We start from the raw sequence: 18,807 nt of genomic DNA on the forward strand, positions 1-18,807 counted from the left end.
CAGAGGGAGAAGCCGAACAGTTAAAAATGGCTGTTGGGCTGAGTCAAAAAATCCAGTTCTTCTTGGCTTGAGTTGCGGCCAAGGACTTGGTTCCGGTGCGGATAGCGTCCAAAACGATCGATAATCACTTTGTGACGCTGTTCAAAATCGAGGTTAATCGGATTGCCTAAGTCTTCGAACAATTTTAAAGCATATTGATGAATAAGTTTCGATTCACTATGCATAAAGGGCATATATAAAAAACTACGTTGTATGGGTGGCAGTGCTGCATCCAGTTTTAGCGTGATGGCTTCTTGCGCCAAAGCTAAGGCCAAGGCATCTTGAGCAAAGGCCAAAGGACTGTTCCGATACAGGTTTCTCGACAGTTGGTCGAGCACAATAATTTCAGCCAAACGCCCTTCAGCACTACTGCGCCAAGACCATAGCTCAGCATACGCCGCTTGTTGATGAATTGTCTTAAATTTTTCTTCGATGAGTTTATCGAACGCATCATTTTGGCTAAACCACCAGCTTTGGTTTTTGGGATCGAACCAAAAATCTAAAATTTCTTGATAATTCATAAAGTTTACAATTCTTTAGCATTTATTCTTCAATACAATCACACTTTTGACATGTCTAATAGCGTAACTTTGTGATAAATATTTTCCGAAAAAATAGAACAGATGGTTTACTTGAAAATAGGACTGGGTGTAATGTGCCGAATTAAAATCACGTTATACTGATATAAACTGATGATTTTATTTTATTCGTCGTTGTATTGTTTCTTCCAAAAAGTGAGATTGTAATGGGTCAACCCGCATCTAAATCTACAGCTGTGTTACCGACTTGGGTCAATTCATCACTTTTGCAAGGGATGTTACGCGGGATTGAGCGTGAAAGTCTGCGTATGCAAAGTGATGGTTTTTTATCACAAGCCGATCATCCGCAAGCTTTGGGTTCTGCGCTGACTCATCCGCATATCACGACGGATTATTCGGAAGCTTTATTAGAATTTATTACACCGCCCCAGCCTAGCATTACTGAGGCGTTGCATTATTTAAAAGACATTCATAGTGTGGCGCATCGTCATTTGGAACATGGTGAAAAGCTCTGGCCGCTGTCGATGCCATGTATGTTGGATGACAATGACGATAAAATTCGCTTAGCCCAATATGGCAGCTCAAATATCGGGAAGTTCAAGACCTTGTACCGTCATGGTTTAGGGGTACGTTATGGTCGCCGTATGCAAACCATTTCAGGTTTACACTATAACTTGTCTTTTCCTGATCAGCTGTTTGAACAATTACAACAACATGAAACAGATGAGGCACTAAAAGCCTTATCTGCACAAGACTATCGTAGTCACCGCTATTTTGGTTTGATCCGCAACTTTATTCGCCTTACGCCGTTGGTCATGTTTTTGGTCGGGGCAAGTCCATCGGTCTGCCAGTGTTTTATGACAGGGCGTGAACATCATCTGTTGCCATTGCTGCGCGGGACCTTGTATTTACCGTATGCAACTGCTTTGCGCATGGGACGTTTTGGTTATCAAAACTCAGCACAAAAGCAGCTCGGTATTCATTACAACAATATCGATGGTTATCTCGAAGGCCTACAAAAGGCAGTCAAAACCGCTTATGCGCCATTTAGTCGCTTAGGCCTCAATGATGCGCAGGGCGAACCGATTCAAATTAATGATCATGTCCTGCAAATTGAAAATGAGTACTACAGTTTGGTACGGCCAAAGCAAGTACCGCAAGCAGGTGAAACGCCATCACAAGCGCTGAGCAATCGTGGTGTCGGTTATGTGGAACTACGTGCGGTGGATGTGAATCCGTATAGCCCAATTGGGATCAATGAAGATACCGCAGGTTTCTTAGAAGTGCTGGCGCTGTATTGCTTACTGCTGGATAGCCCAGATTTATTACCTGCAGAGCAAGATCAAATCGAGAAAAACCAAGCGGAAGTGGTCAATCGTGGTCGTGCACCGAATGCTGCAATTACTGTGGGTGAGCAATCGTTCCCAATTGAAGCATGGAGTCAGTCTCATTTAGAGGCGATGCAAGAACTGGTTGTGTTGTTAGATCAGTGCTATGGCACCACACTCTATAGCAAAGCGATGACAGTCATGCAACAGAGAGTCGCTGAAGTTGATGATACTTTGTCGGCGCAGATGATCGAAGATACTCTGGAAGCGGGTGGGACATGGGGCTTTGGTAGCCAAATGGCCGCACAACATGCATCGAGTTATGAGCGTCATCAGTTGAGTGCAGAGACATGGGCTTATTTTGACGATTTAGCCACGCAATCACTGCAACAACAACAGCAATTAGAGCAAGACAGTCAACTGAGTTTTGAACAGTACCTTGCACAATTTAGATAAAAAATTAAGAGGATTGACCATGCAATGGAGTTATCGCTTCGTGAGTGGTGTTTTGGTTTTAGCCAGTATCATCGGGATGGCCTTTGCCTTGTATTTAGAGCATGGCCCGCTACAGTTAAACCCATGTCCACTCTGTGTGTTCCAACGTGTGGGACTGATCGGACTGGGGATTATTTCGCTGATTGCCTTTTTGCATAACCCCGCATCGAATGGTTTTAAACGTTTTTATGCATTTTTAGGCAGCCTCTCGATCTTATGGTCCGCAGGTGTGGCAGCACGTCACGTTTGGTTACAGAGCTTACCACCTGATCAAGTGCCGAGCTGTGGCCCAGGCTTGGATTATTGGTTAGACACGTTGCCGCTGCGTGCTGTGTTTGAGCAAGTTTTAACAGGTTCAGGTGAATGTGCACTGGTAGATTGGACTTTCTTGGGTCAGTCTTTACCTGTGTGGTCTTTGGTGTTTTTTGTGGCACTGGCGTTGATTAGTCTGTGGCAATTGTTGCGTAAATATCCAAGCCACGCGAAGAAAAAATAATAAAGATAAAAAAAAGCCAACGTCATGTTGGCTTTTTTATTTGATGTATCAGTGGTTTAGGTGAGTGCAATGCCTTCTAAGTCATCCAACCCGATCATGTATTCATGCACTTGACCATATTCAGTTTCAGTTGGATTTGGATAGAACCAATTGACAATTTGTTCGGCAACACTGGCATGGGTGTGTAACTCAAAATGGTTTAAGCCATAGAAAATAGCTTTATGTGAATCGGGGACTTTTAGTTGAAAGCGCGGATTCATATGCTCGCCTAAGGCACTTTTCACACTGACCAAATAATCCCCAATCACATTGAGCGCGCGATATTTGCGATGTTCAAACTCAATGGTACCTGCCACCAAGAAGGTATTGATATGGGAGGGTAAAGGGGCTGGCTTACGATTGTCATCAACATGACCAATACGCGCTTCATTATGTTCCCAGTCATCATCCCGCACACTGCCATGACGTAAGTCTAAAATACCGTTGCTGCGAATGTTGACGATATGTCCAATAATTTTGACAAAAGGGAAACGTCCCAATTTGTCCTGCAAATGAAAGCCAAAACGTTCTAAAGCCGCACCATGATGCGGAGAACCAATACAGACCATGTTTTCCACCACATGAATCCAGCTTTGCATATTTTGTTTGCCGTAGAACAGCGCACTGCGCGAAACCAGTCCGCCCATACTGTGCCCAATCAGATCAATCGAGCTAATCCGTGGGTTACGGTTGAGTAAATCTTGTAGTGAGTTGGCAAAGCTACGCCCATTGGCTGAAATACGACGACCTGTGTTGTAGTTGAGATATAGCATGGTGTTTTGTGCACGTTGCGCCAGCAGCTTTTCCCCTATACCACCATAACGCGCCGTGCTCCAGTACAAATGGTTCATGCATAGACCATGGACCATAATCACAACGCGGCCAGATAACTCACCTTGTTGGACAGCGCCATAATGATCATATAGCACCATCGGTAGTGCCACAGGGTTGTGATATTTCAGTAAATAGTCGCCCAAAACACCATTCAGCGCCCCAACTAAATAATGCATGGTTGGGGTTAAGGGTTTGCGATGCAAATTTGGAAATTTTTCAATGATATGACGCAAACTTGGCGCCAATAAATAGCTACCGTAGTTTTGCAAGGTATTGAAGGAAAACTGGTAAATTTTTTCAATTGACCGTGTCGACAGAAACTTCTTGGAACTGGTTTCATTCATCCCAAATATACTGATTAAAATTTCACGCTGAATGGCCTGAATTAAATCGTGGACGACATCGCCTAAGCGGGTTGTCACCAACTGAGCAATCCCTTCAAGCAGGTCGGCTTGGCTGGGAGGAGTACGATCCCATTTACAATAGGTCTCGTGCAGAGGCGTTAAACTTGGCATTTTTTCTACCCTTGTGTTTCTGTGTCCAAAGGGACTTTATTTTTTTCAACGATCACGGTATAAATTCTTAGCACTCTAGCTTATCTAATTCATCTCGAACAACTTTTACAATAGCGATGAATACACAGATGACCTTATTTTTTTGTCTGACAATTTTTATATCCATACAAAATAATACAGTCGGCTGATGTCATCTCTTTTGAGTTCAATAAAAATGATGTAGAAGAGTAAATGTACAGCATGAATATTATTTATTTACATGGCTTTCAAAGCAGTTCTTTATCGATTAAAGGTCAATTGCTGAAACGCTATTGCGAATCTCGTCCACAGTGGCATGTGCATTTGCCAGACTTGAACATGCCGCCACATTTGGCCTTAGAAAAATTGGCCGCCTTGATTCAGGAGTTGGATCAGGTGGTGCTGGTAGGCAGTAGTTTAGGTGGGTTTTATGCGACACAACTGGTCGCGAAGTTGGCAGTGCCGGCTGTGCTGATCAATCCGGCTATGCAACCATGGCATTTGTTCCGAGATTTATTTGGTGCGACGCAACTGCCCTATAAAGTCAATGAACATTGGACGCTCGATGATGCGCAATTGGACTATTTAGAGCAGATTGAGCTGCCATTTGTGCAAGATGCAGACAAAATTTTAGTGTTATTGCAACAAGGCGATGAAGTTTTGGATTATCGTGAAGCACAGCGCTATTATAATGGCGCAGCGCTCGTGATCTCGGAAACGCAAGGCAATCATGCGATGGAAGATTTCGCAGACAAAATACCGATGGCATTACAGTTTTTATCGGACTGCTTAAAATAAGGAAACAGTACAACGTGTCTCAATATACGGCTCAATCGCTTGAAGTATTATCTGGTTTAGATCCGGTACGTCGTCGTCCTGGCATGTATACCGATACCACACGCCCAAACCATTTGGCGCAAGAGGTTATTGATAATGCAGTCGATGAGGCACTGGCTGGTCATGCCAACAAAATTACCGTCACCATTTATAAAGATGGTTCACTCTCAGTCGAAGACAATGGTCGCGGTATGCCTGTCGATATTCACCCTGAATATGGTCAAAGCGGGATCGAGATCATCCTGACCAAGCTGCATGCTGGTGGTAAATTCAGTACTGACAACTACCAGTTTTCAGGTGGTTTGCATGGCGTAGGCATTTCCGTGGTGAATGCCTTATCTAGCCGAGTCGAAGTAGAAGTTCAGCGTCAAGGCAACCTCTACCAAATGGCGTTTGAGCAGGGTGAACCGACTGCGCCCTTGGTGGTATTAGAAGGTAAAGCTCCGAAGCGTGCGACAGGAACCACCGTTCACTTTTGGCCTGAAGCCAAATATTTTGATTCACCGAAATTTGCCCTGAAAGCGCTGAAGCACAACTTAAAAGCCAAAGCCGTTTTGGCGGCAGGTTTGCAAATCAATTATGTCGACCAAATCAATGACGAAAAAATCGTTTGGCAGTTTGAAAATGGCCTCGTCGATTATTTGATGGATGAAATTGAGGATCGTGAGATTCTGCCTCATCCAGCCTTTGTGGCAACAGGAGATGCTGAGCGTGCCAGTGCCGAATTTGCCATTTGTTGGAATGTCGATGGCGGCGAATTGGTCCAAGAAAGTTATGTGAACTTGATTCCAACGGCGCAGGGCGGAACCCATGTGAATGGTTTACGCTCAGGTGTGACTGATGCGATGCGCGAGTTTTGTGAACTGCGTAATTTGCTGCCACGCAATATGAAGCTGTCGGCTGAAGATGTTTGGGATGGTGTGAACTATATTTTGTCGTTGAAGTTCCAAGAGCCACAGTTTTCAGGCCAAACCAAAGAGCGTTTATCCAGCCGTGAAGCATCGGGCATTGTCCAGAACATTGCTAAAGATGCTTTTGCACTGTGGTTGAACCAAAACTCCGATATTGCCATGCAGTTGGCAGAAATGGCGATCTCGAAAGCAGGTCGTCGTCTGAAAGCTGCGAAAAAAGTTGAACGTAAGAAAATTGTGGCAGGTCCGACTTTACCCGGAAAATTGTCAGACTGTGTTGGACATACCCTAGAAGAGTCTGAACTGTTCATTGTGGAAGGTGATTCTGCGGGTGGTTCAGCCAAGCAGGCGCGTGATAAAAACTTCCAAGCGATCATGCCTATTCGTGGAAAAATCTTAAATACGTGGGAAGTCTCTTCTGATGAAGTCTTGGCTTCGCAAGAAGTGCATAACATTGCCATTGCGATCGGGGTCGATCCGGGGTCGGATGATTTATCAGAATTACGTTATGGCAAGATCTGTATCTTGGCCGATGCTGACTCGGATGGTCTACACATTGCGACGCTGCTGTGTGCTTTGTTTGTGAAACATTTTCCGATCTTGGTTGAAGAGGGACATCTGTATGTGGCGATGCCACCGCTGTATCGAATTGATGATGCAAAAGATGTGCACTATGCCTTGGACGATGATGAGCTTGAAAGCATGTTAAAAAAATGCAAAACCAAGAACCCGCAAATTACTCGATTTAAAGGTTTGGGTGAAATGAACGCAAGCCAACTGCGTGAAACCACGCTGGATCCAAACACCCGCCGTTTGGTGCAATTAGATTTGGATGACAGTCATTTTACTGCAGGTTTATTGGATAAATTGCTGGCAAAAAAACGTTCGAGTGACCGTAAAGAATGGTTAGAGCAGAAAGGTAACTTGGCCGAGTTAGTGGTTTAATTGTAGATTGTAGGATAAGTTTATAAAATTGTAGGAATAGTCTATAAATTATGTAGGATAAGCTTATAAAAAGACTTATAATTCGAACAGGCTTTGTTGCACAAACCTATCTGTAAAGGGTTTTTCAGCGATATAATTTTCAAATGAAGAAGCCTACACACAAAATCTACCGCACAACCAATTGGCCCGCATATAACCGAGCACTCATGAGTCGCGGAAATATTGCCATTTGGTTTGATCCTGCTACGCAATGGTATGCGCCATCAAAAGGCAAACAAGGGCGAAATCAAACCTACTCCGACGCAGCCATCCAATGCTGCTTAATGATTAAATCCTTATTTCGTCTGTCTTTACGTATGGTTACTGGCTTTGTGCAAAGTCTGATTAAACTTTGCGGATTAAATTGGATAGCTCCAGATTACACCACGCTTTGTAGAAGACAAAAGCATATTGATATTGTAATCAGCTACCAAAAAAGTAGCGATGGGCTGCATCTACTCATGGACTCTACAGGCATGAAGTTTCTAGGTGAGGGCGAATGGAAACGCAAGAAACATGGACCTGAATATCGTCGCCAATGGCGTAAACTTCATATTGGTATAGATGCTAAAACCCTACAAATACGAGCAGTTCAGCTTACAACCAATAATGTCAGTGATTCACAGGTGCTTGGTGATTTACTTAATCAGATTCCACAAGATGAGCGGATTGACTCTGTTTATACCGATGGAGCTTATGACACCAAGCAATGCCGTCAGGTCATTGCAGATCGGCAAGCGCATGCGGTGATTCCACCTAGAAAAAATGCGAAACAATGGAAAGATACAAAGAGTAGCTCGCTAGAGCGAAATGAATTACTTCGAACAATTAAACGTTTAGGCAGGACACTATGGAAAAAATGGTCAGGCTATCATCGTCGAAGTTTGGTTGAAACTAAGATGCATTGCATCAAATTATTAGGAGATAAACTCAGTGCAAGGAGTTTTGATAGCCAAGTGAATGAGATCCATGCACGTGTAGCAGTCCTTAACAGATTTACGGAATTAGGTCGACCACTTACCCAAGTTACGCCTTAAATTTGGCTCAATTAGGGGCGCTTTGCATTTCAAATCTTTGTGCAACAAAGCCCTTTTAATCTAAAAATAAAAAGCCCGTACATTGCGGGCTTTTTGTTGCGCAGATGGGCCATAAGATTGCGCTTAATCTGTGCACAATTTTTCAGTCAATCAATTGAATTAGGCGAAATGAATTGATTTGGAACAAATGATGTATACAAGTTTGTATGCAAAAAAGTAGCCATTTGGGCGAAAATCTACCTAAAATACAGTGCATTTAAAAATAAATAAATGATTGAAAAATATTAAAATAATTAAAATTTTTACAATGATTTTTATATAGTAAAACCCTGCTTGGCATAGAAATTGAATTGGCACTCATAGCGCGAATAACAATCATGCATTGCAAAATGCACCCTAAGTTTCAAGTTTGGAGAAAATCAAGATGTTCCAACAAAAATTACTCACGAAAACATTCCTTGCAACTGCAATGATGGGGACTATTGCTTTGACAGGTTGTTCAAAACCTGCGGAGAAAGCGGAAACAGCAACGTCTGAGCCAACAGCGGCAGTGAGCAGTGGTGACACCATCAAAGTCGGAATTTTGCACTCGCTCTCAGGCACCATGGCAATTTCTGAAACCTCACTCAAAGATACGGCCTTGATGACCATCAATGAAATTAATGCCAATGGTGGGGTGCTGGGTAAAAAATTAGAACCTGTCGTAGTCGATCCAGCATCTGATTGGCCTTTATTTGCTGAAAAAGCACGACAACTCATTACCCAAGATAAAGTCGCGGTGATTTTTGGTTCATGGACATCGGTATCGCGTAAGTCAGTGTTACCTGTGGTAGAAGAGTTGAATGGTTTATTGTTCTATCCAGTGCAATATGAGGGGCAGGAACAGTCGAAAAATATTTTCTATACAGGCGCCGCACCGAACCAACAGGCGATTCCTGCGGTGGAATATTTGATGAGCGAAGAGGGCGGTAAAGCAGAGCGCTTTGTTCTACTCGGTACGGACTATGTCTACCCACGCACCACCAATAAAATTTTACGTGCGTTCTTGAAGTCCAAAGGTGTGGCCGATGCGGACATCATGGAAGAGTACACCCCCTTCGGTCATAGTAACTATCAAACCATTGTTGGAAATGTGAAGAAATTTGCTGCGGGTAAGAAAACTGCAGTAATTTCAACCATCAATGGCGATTCTAACGTACCGTTCTATCGTGAGCTGGGTAACCAAGGCATTAAAGCTTCGGATATTCCAGTCATGGCTTTCTCTGTGGGTGAAGAAGAACTCCGTGGTATTGATACCAAACCATTGGTTGGACATTTGGCTGCTTGGAACTATTTCATGTCGGTGAAAAACCCGACCAATACTGAATTTGTGAATAAAATGAAGCAGTATGCAGTGCAGTATAAGCTGCCGAATGCAGACAAAATCGTGACCAATGACCCGATGGAAGCCACCTATGTGGGCATCAATATGTGGAAGCAAGCGGTTGAAAAGGCAGGCAGTACCGATGTTGATAAAGTTCGCGTTGCGATGGCAGGTCAAGAATTCAAAGCACCTTCAGGCTATACCTTAAAAATGGATGCTGAAAATCATCATCTACAAAAACCAGTGATGATTGGTGAAATTCGTGGTGATGGTCAGTTTGATGTGGTGTATAAAACACCAAATGTGATTAAGGCGGAACCTTGGAGTCCGTACATTCCTAAATAATTTTCTTAAGCATTGAGCCTGCTGCGATCGCTGTGGGCTTTTCAGTAAGCACATCCCGATGTGGGGTGTTTTAAACAAGCTTAAGGACGTCATATTATGAATCTTAATTTTTTTTGTGCCGCACTGCTGTGCGTAATGGCACAGCTCGTGAGTAGCAGTATTTGGGCTGAAGAGGCTCAACTTTCTGCTCAGACCCAAAGCGTATCAGCATCGAATGATACGATTCAACGTTTTGTCAAAGCTGAGTTTGCTGAGCGCCGTGCCATGCTCAACCAATGGCCGGGGACGATTGAAGAATTTGATCGATTGGTGGCACTGATCGACAATGATGAGCTGTATCGGGACAGCGCAGGCACGACATATATTTTAAAAAATAATGAAAAATTATTGCGTTATCTCGATGAGCAAGTGATTGAAACTTGGCCGGGGGATTTGTCTCAGGTCACTTTGGTCAACACCTTACGTAAAGCCTTAAACTTTGGACAGGCACAGGCCAAATTAAAATCTGAAGAATCTGCCCAACGTTTAGCAGCCATTGATATTTTAGAAAATAATTTGTCTGAGCTGAATGTTGCGCAGATTAATCAGCTCTATCTGCATGAACAAAATAATAAAGTTAAACAGCGCTTGGCACAGCTCAAAGCGCGCCTCGACTTTGAAAGTCCAGATGTTTTAGTCCAAATTCAGGCTGCTAAAGTCCTTACCGATTCCAACCGTCCCGAGGTGCTGGCACTGGTTGAGCAGGCTTTAACTCAATCAAATTTGAACCCCGAACTCAAAGCTGTGTTGGTAGATGCCAAAAGTCAGATTAAAACCCGCATCCAAGCCAGTGAATGGGCAGGGCATGTGTTTTCAGGTTTCAGTACGGCCAGTATTTTACTGCTAGCAGCGCTCGGTTTGGCCATTACCTATGGCCTGCTTGGTGTGATTAATATGGCGCATGGCGAGTTGATTATGATTGGGGCCTATACCACCTATGTGGTGCAAAGCCTGTTTAAGACCTACTTGGGTAGCTATGTCGATTGGTATTTGATTGCTGCAATTCCTGCGGCCTTTTTGGTGAGCGCCTTAATTGGCATGTTGATTGAACGGACGGTGATTCGTCCACTTTACGGTCGTCAGCTAGAAACCTTGTTGGCCACTTTTGGGGTCAGTCTGATTTTGATGCAATTGGTGCGGATGATTTTTGGCGCACAAAATGTTGAAGTCTCGAATATTTCTTGGTTATCGGGCGGTATTGCGCTGAGTCCAAGTTTAATGCTGCCGTATAACCGGATTGCCATTATTGTGTTTACGGTTGCGGTGCTACTGCTGTTGGTTCACCTGCTTAATAAAACCCGCTTTGGTCTGTTTGTTCGTGCAGTGACACAAAACCGTCAAATGGCACGTGCTGTCGGTATTCGCTCTAGCCGTATCGATATGTTGGCCTTTGGGCTGGGTTCTGGGCTGGCTGGTCTAGCAGGCTGTGCTTTAGCACAGGTGGGCAATGTTGGGCCTGATTTGGGTCAGAACTATATTATCGATGCTTTCTTGGTCGTTGTGGTAGGTGGTGTCGGGCAAGTTTGGGGAGCGGTATTGGCGGCGCTTGGTTTAGGGATCAGCGGTACAGTCCTTGAAATTGGGATGGGGGCTGTTCTTGCAAAAATTATTCTACTGGTTCTTGTGATTTTGTTTATTCAAAAACGTCCACAAGGTTTGTTTGCCATCAAAGGCCGTTTTGTGGAGTAAGCGCATGAAAATCACTTCTTTATTTTCCGATAAACCTTATAGTGCATTCGCTATTGCGGTCTGCTTTACGGTGATGTTGATCCTGCCTTGGTTACATTTGTTACCCGTCGATTCAGCCTTTCATCTCTCTGCGTATTGGGTCACCTTGATTGGTAAAATCATGTGCTTGGCTCTGGTGGCTTTGGCACTAGACTTGGTTTGGGGTTATGCAGGCATTTTAAGCCTAGGCCATGGCTTGTACTTTGCGCTTGGTGGCTACGCGTTTGGTATGTATCTGATGCGTCAGACAGCGGGTGACAGCCTGCCTGACTTTATGCGTTTTTTAAGCTGGACTGAACTACCGTGGTATTGGGTGGGCAGCAATCATTTCTTATGGGCTTTGGCCTTGGTGGTATTGGTTCCCGGTGTGGTGGCCTTCATCTTTGGTTTCTTTGCCTTTCGCTCCAAAATTAAAGGCGTGTATTTCTCGATTATTACGCAGGCCATGACATTTGCTGCGGCACTGTTATTTTTCCGCAATGAAACAGGCTTTGGCGGAAACAATGGGTTTACAGGCTTTAAGACTATTTTAGGCATGGATATCACTTCTGCACCTATGCGTGCCACCTTATGTTCCTTAACGGCTTTGGTGTTGATGCTGTGCTTCGTGGGTCTGCGTCATCTCATGAATAAACCCTACGGTCGTGTGCTGGGGGCAATTCGGGATAGTGAAAACCGCTTGCAGTACTTGGGTTACCGCACGTTGTGGTACAAGCTTTCTGCATGGGTGCTGTCCGCAGTGATTGCAGGTATTGCAGGAGCCTTGTATGTGCCTCAGGCTGGCATTATTAACCCGAGTGAAATGAACCCCGTCAATTCGATTGAAATGGCGGTGTGGGTGGCTGCGGGTGGGCGTGGTACCTTGATTGGTCCAATTTTGGGTGCAGGGTTAATTAATGGCGTGAAAACCTATTTCACCGTGGCTTATCCAGAAGCATGGTTATTGATCTTGGGTGCTCTATTTATTGTGGTCACCATTTTCTTACCCAAAGGTGTCATTGGTCTATTTGACCGTTTTAAAAAGGAGCGTAGCGAATGAGTGAGCTAATACAACCTCATGGTGGCCATGCTTCAGACGGCTATGGACGTCCCAAAGAACAAGGTGCCGACTTTAGCCATGGGATTGCACTGTACTTGGAAAAAGTCAGTGTTTGGTTTGATGCCTTTCGTGCCTTAAATGATCTGTCTCTATACATTCAAGAAGGGGAGCTACGCTGCATTATTGGGCCCAATGGGGCAGGTAAAACCACACTGATGGATGTAATTACGGGTAAAACCCGACCGACTGAAGGCTCCGCTTTTTTTGGGCAAAACTATGATTTGGCCAAGATGAGTACCGAGCAAATTGCGGAAGCAGGCATTGGGCGTAAATTTCAAAAACCAACGGTATTTGAAAACTTTAGCGTGATGGAAAACTTGCTACTCGCTGCACCCAAAGATAAGCGGGTGAAGAAAAGCTTCTTCAGCAAACTAGATCCAGACGCACAGCTGGCTTTGGATGAGTCATTGGCGCAAATTCGCCTAGAAGAATGGGTACATAAACCAGCGGGACTGTTGTCACATGGACAAAAGCAATGGTTGGAAATCGGCATGTTGCTTATGCAACGCCCTAAGCTGATTCTACTTGATGAACCCGTGGCCGGTATGACCGATGCCGAAACGGAACGAACCGCTGAGCTATGTTTAGAGCTGAAGAAAAATCACACCTTGGTGGTGGTTGAACATGACATGAGCTTTATCGACACCATCAGTGAAAAAGTGACGGTACTGGCTCAAGGGGCGATCTTAGCCGAAGGTACATTGGCTGAGGTACAGGCCAATGAAGATGTGATTGAGAAATATTTAGGACGTTAAGGAGCCGACCATGTTAGAAGTCAAAGACGTCAATCAGTTTTACGGTGGCAGCCATATTTTAAGAGATGTCTCCTTTCAAGCACCTGTAGGAGAGTGCTCCGTGGTGCTGGGGCGGAATGGCGTTGGGAAAACGACTTTACTGAAATGTTTAATGGGGATTTTACCGATCAAGTCCGGACAGATTTTACTTGATGGTCAGGACATCTCAAAAATGAGTCCCGAGCAACGCGTGCGTGCGGGTTTGGCTTATGTGCCGCAAGGGCGTGATATTTTTTCAACCTTAACGGTTGAAGAAAATATCCTGATTGGCATGGCCAAGTTTAAGGGGGCGAAAACTCGAAAAGTGCCTGAGCATTTGTATGAAATTTTCCCAATTTTAGATGAAATGAAGCACCGCCGAGGTGGGGATTTATCGGGGGGGCAGCAGCAGCAACTGGCGATTGCGCGTGCTTTAGCATCAGAGCCTCGGGTGTTAATTTTGGATGAGCCTACAGAAGGCATTCAACCTTCTATTATCAAAGACATTGGCCGAGTGATTCGTAAACTGGCGGATGGCGGCGACATGGCGGTGGTTTTGGTCGAGCAGTTTTATGATTTTGCCGAGGAGTTGGCCGATGCATATACCGTTATGGCCCGTGGGCAAGTGATTGCGCAAGGGGCAGGCTGTGAAATGCCTGCAAAAGGTATTCGAGAATTGGTGGCGATTTGACATCGCCACTTTAAATCAATCCTTTATTCTTTTTGGATCAAATTCTTTGGTTGGCTTGGATCCTTTATCATTAGGATCTGGCTCAAACTCATATGATTGGTTTGGCCTTATGACAAGGCCTAAATAGTGACCAGGTAATGATCTAGTATGTATTCTTCTTCGTGCAGATGCTTTTTTTTGTATTTTTTTATCATCTTTGGAGTGTGTCATTTTATACCGCCTTGAACTAGAAATAAGTAAAGTTGTGCGAAAAAAATTAACGCTAAAAGAATTATGAATGAAATTGCAGCCGCTTTAATGAAATTCTGTGATTTTTTAATAAACTCAAGCCGCTGTTTTAGAGCCTCTCTATTGTCACTTATACAATTAACGTAGGTTAGATATACGTGCCAATAAGTGGCTGCGGGTATTTCACCTTTTGACTTAACTTTATTCTTTAATGACTCTTCTGCAATAGGGAATTTTGATGAGCTATGTAAGTTGCTAGCTAAATAAAGTTGGTACCATGCTCCTGATAGAAATATCCCTAAGAGAAAGAGGTTGATTAAAATCAAAGGCCCTACCAATATAGGTGCTTTAGTTAAAATAGTGGCGAAAAACGTAGATGCTATCATCGTAGTAAAAGCAACGATGATTACGCTAAGAAGAGTAATCTGCCGACCTATCTTCTCGTCAAATTTAGATGATCTATTTAGTTCAAAATTATATTCATTTTGAGCAATCTCAGCTAAAAACATGTATTTTTCATTATAATCTTCTTTTTCCATTAGTCTGCTTATTAAAAACTCATAATTTTTCTGAACTGTTTTGATTTTACCCTCAATTATCACATTATCAAGCTGAAAAATATCACAATGGTGTTCTGTCCTCATCCAATCAAAACCGAAAACTCCTTTGGGGATTCGAATGTTTGAGTCTCAATATATACATCTGCGAGGAGGGGTAAGTTTTAGTCTGTGTTGATCGGTCTTTGGGTTGGAAGTAAAGGTTGGTCGTCTTTCACTTTGTATGAAAAATTACTCATACAAATTGATTGAGCGATCTGCTTTTAGACGCGTTAAGCTAATGCAAAGCAACAACAAAATAAGAGCTGCCATATGGACACATTATTATTAAGTATTCGCCCCAATGCTTTGGAAACATTGATTTTAGAATCTATTTCTATCGACGATGTGCTGAATTCGGAGCACATCGAGTCGCATCTGCTTTTAGGTAAAAACTGGAAAATCTTACAGACCTTATTGCAAGGCAGTTTTAAGTCTGGCACTTCATTACTTGCTTTGAGTGTACAAGCCGAGCATCACTTGGCAGAGCGCCAAAAACAACTTACAGAGGTACGTTATAACACCGCGGTTCGTGTCGTTGAAGTCCAAGAGGCTTTAGAAAAACTGGCTATCGATGACTTTAAAAAACATATGCAAACCACATGTTTGAAACGCTTAGAACAGGAACATGGCATCCAGACCGAATCGATTGAATTGCAATTTGCCGAGTTGAGTTTAGTCTTTGCTCAGCTCAGAAACTTTTATGAACATGCGGCCAAGCATACCTATGCCGTGATCAGCGTCACCAGTGACAATCTAACGCCAATCTCACTGATTTAACAGCAGTTGCATCAACACCAGATCACGCCATTGCCCAAACTTTCGTCCGACTTGGGGCATATAGCCAGTTTGTACAAAGCCAAACTTTTGATGTAAAGCAATTGAAGCCAGATTGGCGTGGTCAATTCCTGCAACCATGACATGCATTTGCTGCAATTTCGCCTGTTCAATCAAATAGGCTAAAAGCTGCTGGCCTAAGCCCTGACGAGCATAGTTGGGTGAAATATAAATCGAGTGCTCAACGGTATAACGATAGCCTGAAAAATTGCGAAAAGTGGCATAGTCTGCAAAACCCGCAATGGCCTGTGTTTCTTGGTCTTCCACCACGCAAAATGGAAATTGATTCTGTTGAAAGTGTTGTAGCTGTTTTTGGAAATGCGCTAGATCATAGGTATGTTCATTCCAAGTGGCCATACCATATAAGACTTCTGCATTATAAATGTTTTGGATCTCGGGCAGATCGTGTTCAGTGGCTGGACGAATGAGAAAAGACATGAAGGCAAGGTTGTATGCGTTGGTAGGGGTATCATGCTGCTTTTGCATAAAAAAAAGCAAGACAGAAGTCTTGCTTTTGGATATTCACAAAAGTGAATTAGAAGTGGTATTTGATTAATGCACTTACGTCATTTTGGTCTAAACCTTTGATGGCGTATTTGTTGTTCCAAACTGAGTGCTCAACACCCACATAAAGACGTGTATCTGGAGAAATGTGTTTACCTACATTCCATTTCCATTGAGTTGTCCAGTTTAACTCACTTGCATGAGTTGCATTTTCACCTGTTGACCAGTCAAGGAAGCCGTCAATAAGAAAATCTTCTGAACCAAGTTTAACTGGGATACCGTAGGCAGCAGTCATTTGGTAGTCATCAGTAGTCCCTTTTTCATTGTCTGCTTTGTAGAAGTTAAGTTGAGCATATTGGAAATAAGGAATAGCAAGATCAAAACCAATACCATAGAGGTAGTTATTGAAGTCTGCACCTGGGTAGTTAGAGCTGTTCGCTTCCCATGTTCCTGCAATTAAAATATCTTTGATCGGACCAGCTTCTAATTTAGTCCCTGTCACTGCGCTTAAGCTTAAACGAGGAGAAAGCTCGAAATATGTGCTGTTTTCAAAGTCATTGTGAGCACGGTCAGCAAAGCCGAAAAAATCACCATATTTTAACTTAGCAGTATATTCTACAGTTGCAGTCGTTTGCTGGTTGTTGTCATCCATATTTACAGGATGAGCATAGTTTTCACCATATAAACCAGTGAAGCTAAAGTCTTGCCAAATCGGCGCAGCTTGAGAAATTGCCGCAGCAGAAGATAATGCTACGAAAGCAGCAATTTGAGTCAGTTTCATGAATATTTCCCCAAAAAATCGGATACAGGATACCGATTATTAAGCAAAAATAAAGCCAAATTTGACGAACGTCATGGAAAATAGATATCAAAATGAGCCATTTTTTATACTTTTTTTACCAAATGGTTTAATGTTGCCTTTCAGGCATGACACTTAATTTGATATGGACCTTCTTGGAAAAAATGTTAGGTGATTGAATAATAAATTTAGCAATATCGACATGATACTGCTCGAGAGAATCCTAGAATGGAACAGGGTTTGCACTTATTGGGGGATGTTTGCAAAGAATGAATGATCGATGCGTGGAGTCATTCCTGCCGTAATTGAAGTTGTCATAATCATTAGATTTTTTTGTTCATTCTAGCCAATGAAGTCACGTGAATAGTTAGAAGATGGAATCAAATCCATCTGTTTTTAGCCATGTAAGTAAGGGCTTGTCACAATAAGTATCCTTTTCATATTTTTTTAAAAATATCACTTGCATAATTTTCAGTTAGGCCCGATATTCAAAGGAGAAGGACACAGATCTGCAGACTCAAAAGTGTTCATCATTCAATCGATGGAGGTTACATTCCAAAGCAATTGAAGATGGTCGAATACTGTTAAAACAGTAAGTTACAAGTGTGCCAAGAGATAAAAATCTTGGTACAAAAAAAGAGTCGAATAAAGAAAGAGAGAGGATGTTATTTTATGAACATAGAAATCCGTACAGATAAAAACATTCAAAATAGTGACCGTTTAATTAGTTATATACGCGAAGAGCTGAATCAAGAATTTCAACGTCACAGTGAGCGCATTACCCACTTTTCAGTGCATCTAAGTGATGCCAATAGCCATAAAGGCGGAGATGACGACATTCAATGTATGATTGAAGCGCGTCCAGCAGGTTTAAAACCCGTGGTTGTAAATCATAAAGGTCATAATGTCGATACTGCGATTCATGGCGCGATCGATCGCCTTAAACGTAGTTTAGAACATACCTTTGAAAAAAATGATAAACCACGTGCTGGCCAACCTGTATATGCAGATCAGGATGATGGCCTAGTTGATGATGAGGAAGATTAAACCTCACCGAATTTAAAGAAGCCCCTCAATCAGGGGCTTTTTTAATGCTGGACACTCACTTTTATCCAACATTACGGATAACAAATGTCCCGTTTATTCGGCATAATAGAATAAACTGAATTGAAGAGCGTCATCTCCATGTTAACCGCGCAACAACAAGCTTTCGTGCAAGCACTTGAAGAATTAGATCTTCAACAAGTTCAACGTCTATTGACCGATGGGTTAAGTCTCAATTTTATCGATCCTGAAAAAGGACCTGTGATTTCTGTTTGGTCAGACGGCTTATTCAAATGGTGGGAAGCGATTTGCGAAGCGTATGAAGCAGGCGCACCGCTGTCAGAACAAGAAAAACAACAGACTCTAGCGGTACATTTAGACATTTTAGAACAACTGATTCATGGCAAAGCAAACTTGCATTTGTGGGATACAGAAGAAATTTATGGCCCACTTTGGGATGCGGCAAGTGCTGCATGTGCGCCCGCGGTCAAACGTTTGTTGGACGAAAAAGTCGATCCAAACACCAAAGATGAAGATGGTTTAACCATTTTATCCTCCATTAGCGATTTATTCTTTGATTGTGAATTTGACGAAATTAATTGGGCCGAAGCATTGGCTGAAGAAAAGCAAACCTTAGAGTTGCTTCGCCAGCATGGTGCAAAAATGACAAAAGAATTAGCTTAAACAGC

The 18,807-nt window shown here is 43.0% G+C and carries 19 protein-coding genes and 1 pseudogene; 13 read left to right on the plus strand and 7 right to left on the minus strand.

What is annotated here, in order from left to right:
- Positions 1-20: 20 nt before the first annotated feature.
- Positions 21-560: a DUF924 family protein gene (locus AC4CUZ_RS04185; protein WP_004691781.1), complete on the minus strand. Its 540-nt coding sequence runs from the start codon at positions 558-560 to the stop codon at positions 21-23.
- A 224-nt stretch (positions 561-784) separates the two neighbouring features.
- Between AC4CUZ_RS04185 and gshA the strand changes: the two genes are divergently transcribed.
- Positions 785-2,362 carry a glutamate--cysteine ligase gene (gshA, locus tag AC4CUZ_RS04190; protein WP_004691780.1) on the plus strand — a complete coding sequence of 526 codons (1,578 nt, stop codon included), beginning with the start codon at positions 785-787 and terminating at the stop codon, positions 2,360-2,362.
- Positions 2,363-2,381: 19 nt separating this feature from the next.
- On the plus strand, positions 2,382-2,897 hold the full coding sequence (locus tag AC4CUZ_RS04195; protein ID WP_058870537.1) for a disulfide bond formation protein B: 516 nt from the start codon (positions 2,382-2,384) through the stop codon (positions 2,895-2,897).
- Positions 2,898-2,953: 56 nt separating this feature from the next.
- Here AC4CUZ_RS04195 and AC4CUZ_RS04200 read toward each other — a convergent pair whose 3' ends face one another.
- Positions 2,954-4,285 (minus strand): PGAP1-like alpha/beta domain-containing protein, encoded by a 1,332-nt coding sequence (locus tag AC4CUZ_RS04200; RefSeq protein ID WP_490747304.1) that lies wholly within the window; start codon positions 4,283-4,285, stop codon positions 2,954-2,956.
- Positions 4,286-4,525: 240 nt separating this feature from the next.
- On the opposite strand from AC4CUZ_RS04200, the gene AC4CUZ_RS04205 reads away from it, so the two are divergent.
- The 8 genes from AC4CUZ_RS04205 to urtE all read left to right on the plus strand — a co-directional run bounded on the left by AC4CUZ_RS04205 (position 4,526) and on the right by urtE (position 14,110).
- Complete coding sequence (locus tag AC4CUZ_RS04205; protein WP_201701906.1) at positions 4,526-5,101, plus strand: YqiA/YcfP family alpha/beta fold hydrolase; 576 nt, start codon at positions 4,526-4,528, stop codon at positions 5,099-5,101.
- A gap of 14 nt (positions 5,102-5,115) precedes the next feature.
- Positions 5,116-6,996: a DNA topoisomerase IV subunit B gene (gene parE, locus AC4CUZ_RS04210; RefSeq protein WP_490747305.1), complete on the plus strand. Its 1,881-nt coding sequence runs from the start codon at positions 5,116-5,118 to the stop codon at positions 6,994-6,996.
- Between the two features lie 143 nt (positions 6,997-7,139).
- Complete coding sequence (locus AC4CUZ_RS04215; RefSeq protein WP_326942862.1) at positions 7,140-8,072, plus strand: IS5 family transposase; 933 nt, start codon at positions 7,140-7,142, stop codon at positions 8,070-8,072.
- A gap of 424 nt (positions 8,073-8,496) precedes the next feature.
- On the plus strand, positions 8,497-9,780 hold the full coding sequence (gene urtA / locus AC4CUZ_RS04220) for an urea ABC transporter substrate-binding protein (protein ID WP_004691771.1): 1,284 nt from the start codon (positions 8,497-8,499) through the stop codon (positions 9,778-9,780).
- A 96-nt stretch (positions 9,781-9,876) separates the two neighbouring features.
- Positions 9,877-11,508, plus strand: coding sequence for an urea ABC transporter permease subunit UrtB (gene urtB, locus AC4CUZ_RS04225; protein WP_004691770.1), 1,632 nt, complete (start codon positions 9,877-9,879; stop codon positions 11,506-11,508).
- A gap of 4 nt (positions 11,509-11,512) precedes the next feature.
- A complete protein-coding gene (gene urtC, locus AC4CUZ_RS04230; RefSeq protein ID WP_004691769.1) occupies positions 11,513-12,586 on the plus strand; it encodes an urea ABC transporter permease subunit UrtC in 1,074 nt (357 codons plus the stop codon).
- Positions 12,583-13,401: an urea ABC transporter ATP-binding protein UrtD gene (gene urtD, locus AC4CUZ_RS04235; RefSeq protein ID WP_004691767.1), complete on the plus strand. Its 819-nt coding sequence runs from the start codon at positions 12,583-12,585 to the stop codon at positions 13,399-13,401. The genes urtC and urtD overlap by 4 nt, the downstream gene beginning before the upstream one ends.
- Before the next feature lie 10 nt (positions 13,402-13,411).
- On the plus strand, positions 13,412-14,110 hold the full coding sequence (gene urtE, locus AC4CUZ_RS04240; RefSeq protein WP_004691766.1) for an urea ABC transporter ATP-binding subunit UrtE: 699 nt from the start codon (positions 13,412-13,414) through the stop codon (positions 14,108-14,110).
- A gap of 15 nt (positions 14,111-14,125) precedes the next feature.
- Here the strand turns inward: urtE and AC4CUZ_RS04245 are convergent, their stop codons facing one another.
- Both AC4CUZ_RS04245 and AC4CUZ_RS04250 read right to left on the minus strand, forming a co-directional pair.
- Entirely contained in the window at positions 14,126-14,320 is a 195-nt protein-coding gene (locus tag AC4CUZ_RS04245) for a hypothetical protein (protein WP_017397098.1), read from the minus strand.
- Positions 14,317-14,982: a hypothetical protein gene (locus AC4CUZ_RS04250; RefSeq protein ID WP_017397097.1), complete on the minus strand. Its 666-nt coding sequence runs from the start codon at positions 14,980-14,982 to the stop codon at positions 14,317-14,319. The genes AC4CUZ_RS04245 and AC4CUZ_RS04250 overlap by 4 nt, the downstream gene beginning before the upstream one ends.
- 225 nt (positions 14,983-15,207) lie before the next feature.
- On the opposite strand from AC4CUZ_RS04250, the gene AC4CUZ_RS04255 reads away from it, so the two are divergent.
- Positions 15,208-15,714: a DUF1877 family protein gene (locus AC4CUZ_RS04255; protein WP_004691763.1), complete on the plus strand. Its 507-nt coding sequence runs from the start codon at positions 15,208-15,210 to the stop codon at positions 15,712-15,714.
- Here the strand turns inward: AC4CUZ_RS04255 and AC4CUZ_RS04260 are convergent.
- The 3 genes and pseudogenes from AC4CUZ_RS04260 to AC4CUZ_RS04270 form a co-directional block, all read right to left on the minus strand.
- Complete coding sequence (locus AC4CUZ_RS04260; RefSeq protein WP_004691762.1) at positions 15,703-16,257, minus strand: GNAT family N-acetyltransferase; 555 nt, start codon at positions 16,255-16,257, stop codon at positions 15,703-15,705. The genes AC4CUZ_RS04255 and AC4CUZ_RS04260 overlap by 12 nt on opposite strands.
- A 49-nt stretch (positions 16,258-16,306) precedes the next feature.
- Positions 16,307-17,056, minus strand: coding sequence for an outer membrane protein OmpK (locus AC4CUZ_RS04265; protein ID WP_004691761.1), 750 nt, complete (start codon positions 17,054-17,056; stop codon positions 16,307-16,309).
- Positions 17,057-17,209: 153 nt separating this feature from the next.
- Positions 17,210-17,416: pseudogene (locus tag AC4CUZ_RS04270) on the minus strand (purine permease); the annotation flags it as partial.
- Between the two features lie 330 nt (positions 17,417-17,746).
- On the opposite strand from AC4CUZ_RS04270, the gene AC4CUZ_RS04275 reads away from it, so the two are divergent.
- Entirely contained in the window at positions 17,747-18,121 is a 375-nt protein-coding gene (locus AC4CUZ_RS04275; protein WP_004691760.1) for an HPF/RaiA family ribosome-associated protein, read from the plus strand.
- A gap of 138 nt (positions 18,122-18,259) precedes the next feature.
- On the plus strand, positions 18,260-18,802 hold the full coding sequence (locus AC4CUZ_RS04280; protein WP_004978318.1) for a hypothetical protein: 543 nt from the start codon (positions 18,260-18,262) through the stop codon (positions 18,800-18,802).
- The last annotated feature ends 5 nt before the right edge of the window (positions 18,803-18,807 follow it).

It is taken from the genome of Acinetobacter sp. 789_lipA (assembly GCF_058242845.1).

Excerpts from the sequence above, each read along its gene's own strand:
- urtC (WP_004691769.1), top strand. The coding sequence starts at position 11,513 with ATGAAAATCACTTCTTTATTTTCCGATAAACCTTATAGTGCATTCGCT.
- AC4CUZ_RS04255 (WP_004691763.1), top strand. The coding sequence starts at position 15,208 with ATGGACACATTATTATTAAGTATTCGCCCCAATGCTTTGGAAACATTG.
- AC4CUZ_RS04250 (WP_017397097.1), bottom strand. The coding sequence starts at position 14,982 with ATGAGGACAGAACACCATTGTGATATTTTTCAGCTTGATAATGTGATA.
- AC4CUZ_RS04200 (WP_490747304.1), bottom strand. The coding sequence starts at position 4,285 with ATGCCAAGTTTAACGCCTCTGCACGAGACCTATTGTAAATGGGATCGT.
- AC4CUZ_RS04265 (WP_004691761.1), bottom strand. The coding sequence starts at position 17,056 with ATGAAACTGACTCAAATTGCTGCTTTCGTAGCATTATCTTCTGCTGCG.
- AC4CUZ_RS04275 (WP_004691760.1), top strand. The coding sequence starts at position 17,747 with ATGAACATAGAAATCCGTACAGATAAAAACATTCAAAATAGTGACCGT.
- AC4CUZ_RS04260 (WP_004691762.1), bottom strand. The coding sequence starts at position 16,257 with ATGCAAAAGCAGCATGATACCCCTACCAACGCATACAACCTTGCCTTC.
- AC4CUZ_RS04195 (WP_058870537.1), top strand. The coding sequence starts at position 2,382 with ATGCAATGGAGTTATCGCTTCGTGAGTGGTGTTTTGGTTTTAGCCAGT.
- AC4CUZ_RS04185 (WP_004691781.1), bottom strand. The coding sequence starts at position 560 with ATGAATTATCAAGAAATTTTAGATTTTTGGTTCGATCCCAAAAACCAA.
- urtB (WP_004691770.1), top strand. The coding sequence starts at position 9,877 with ATGAATCTTAATTTTTTTTGTGCCGCACTGCTGTGCGTAATGGCACAG.
- AC4CUZ_RS04245 (WP_017397098.1), bottom strand. The coding sequence starts at position 14,320 with ATGACACACTCCAAAGATGATAAAAAAATACAAAAAAAAGCATCTGCA.
- gshA (WP_004691780.1), top strand. The coding sequence starts at position 785 with ATGGGTCAACCCGCATCTAAATCTACAGCTGTGTTACCGACTTGGGTC.
- AC4CUZ_RS04215 (WP_326942862.1), top strand. The coding sequence starts at position 7,140 with ATGAAGAAGCCTACACACAAAATCTACCGCACAACCAATTGGCCCGCA.
- urtD (WP_004691767.1), top strand. The coding sequence starts at position 12,583 with ATGAGTGAGCTAATACAACCTCATGGTGGCCATGCTTCAGACGGCTAT.
- AC4CUZ_RS04205 (WP_201701906.1), top strand. The coding sequence starts at position 4,526 with ATGAATATTATTTATTTACATGGCTTTCAAAGCAGTTCTTTATCGATT.
- AC4CUZ_RS04280 (WP_004978318.1), top strand. The coding sequence starts at position 18,260 with ATGTTAACCGCGCAACAACAAGCTTTCGTGCAAGCACTTGAAGAATTA.
- urtE (WP_004691766.1), top strand. The coding sequence starts at position 13,412 with ATGTTAGAAGTCAAAGACGTCAATCAGTTTTACGGTGGCAGCCATATT.
- urtA (WP_004691771.1), top strand. The coding sequence starts at position 8,497 with ATGTTCCAACAAAAATTACTCACGAAAACATTCCTTGCAACTGCAATG.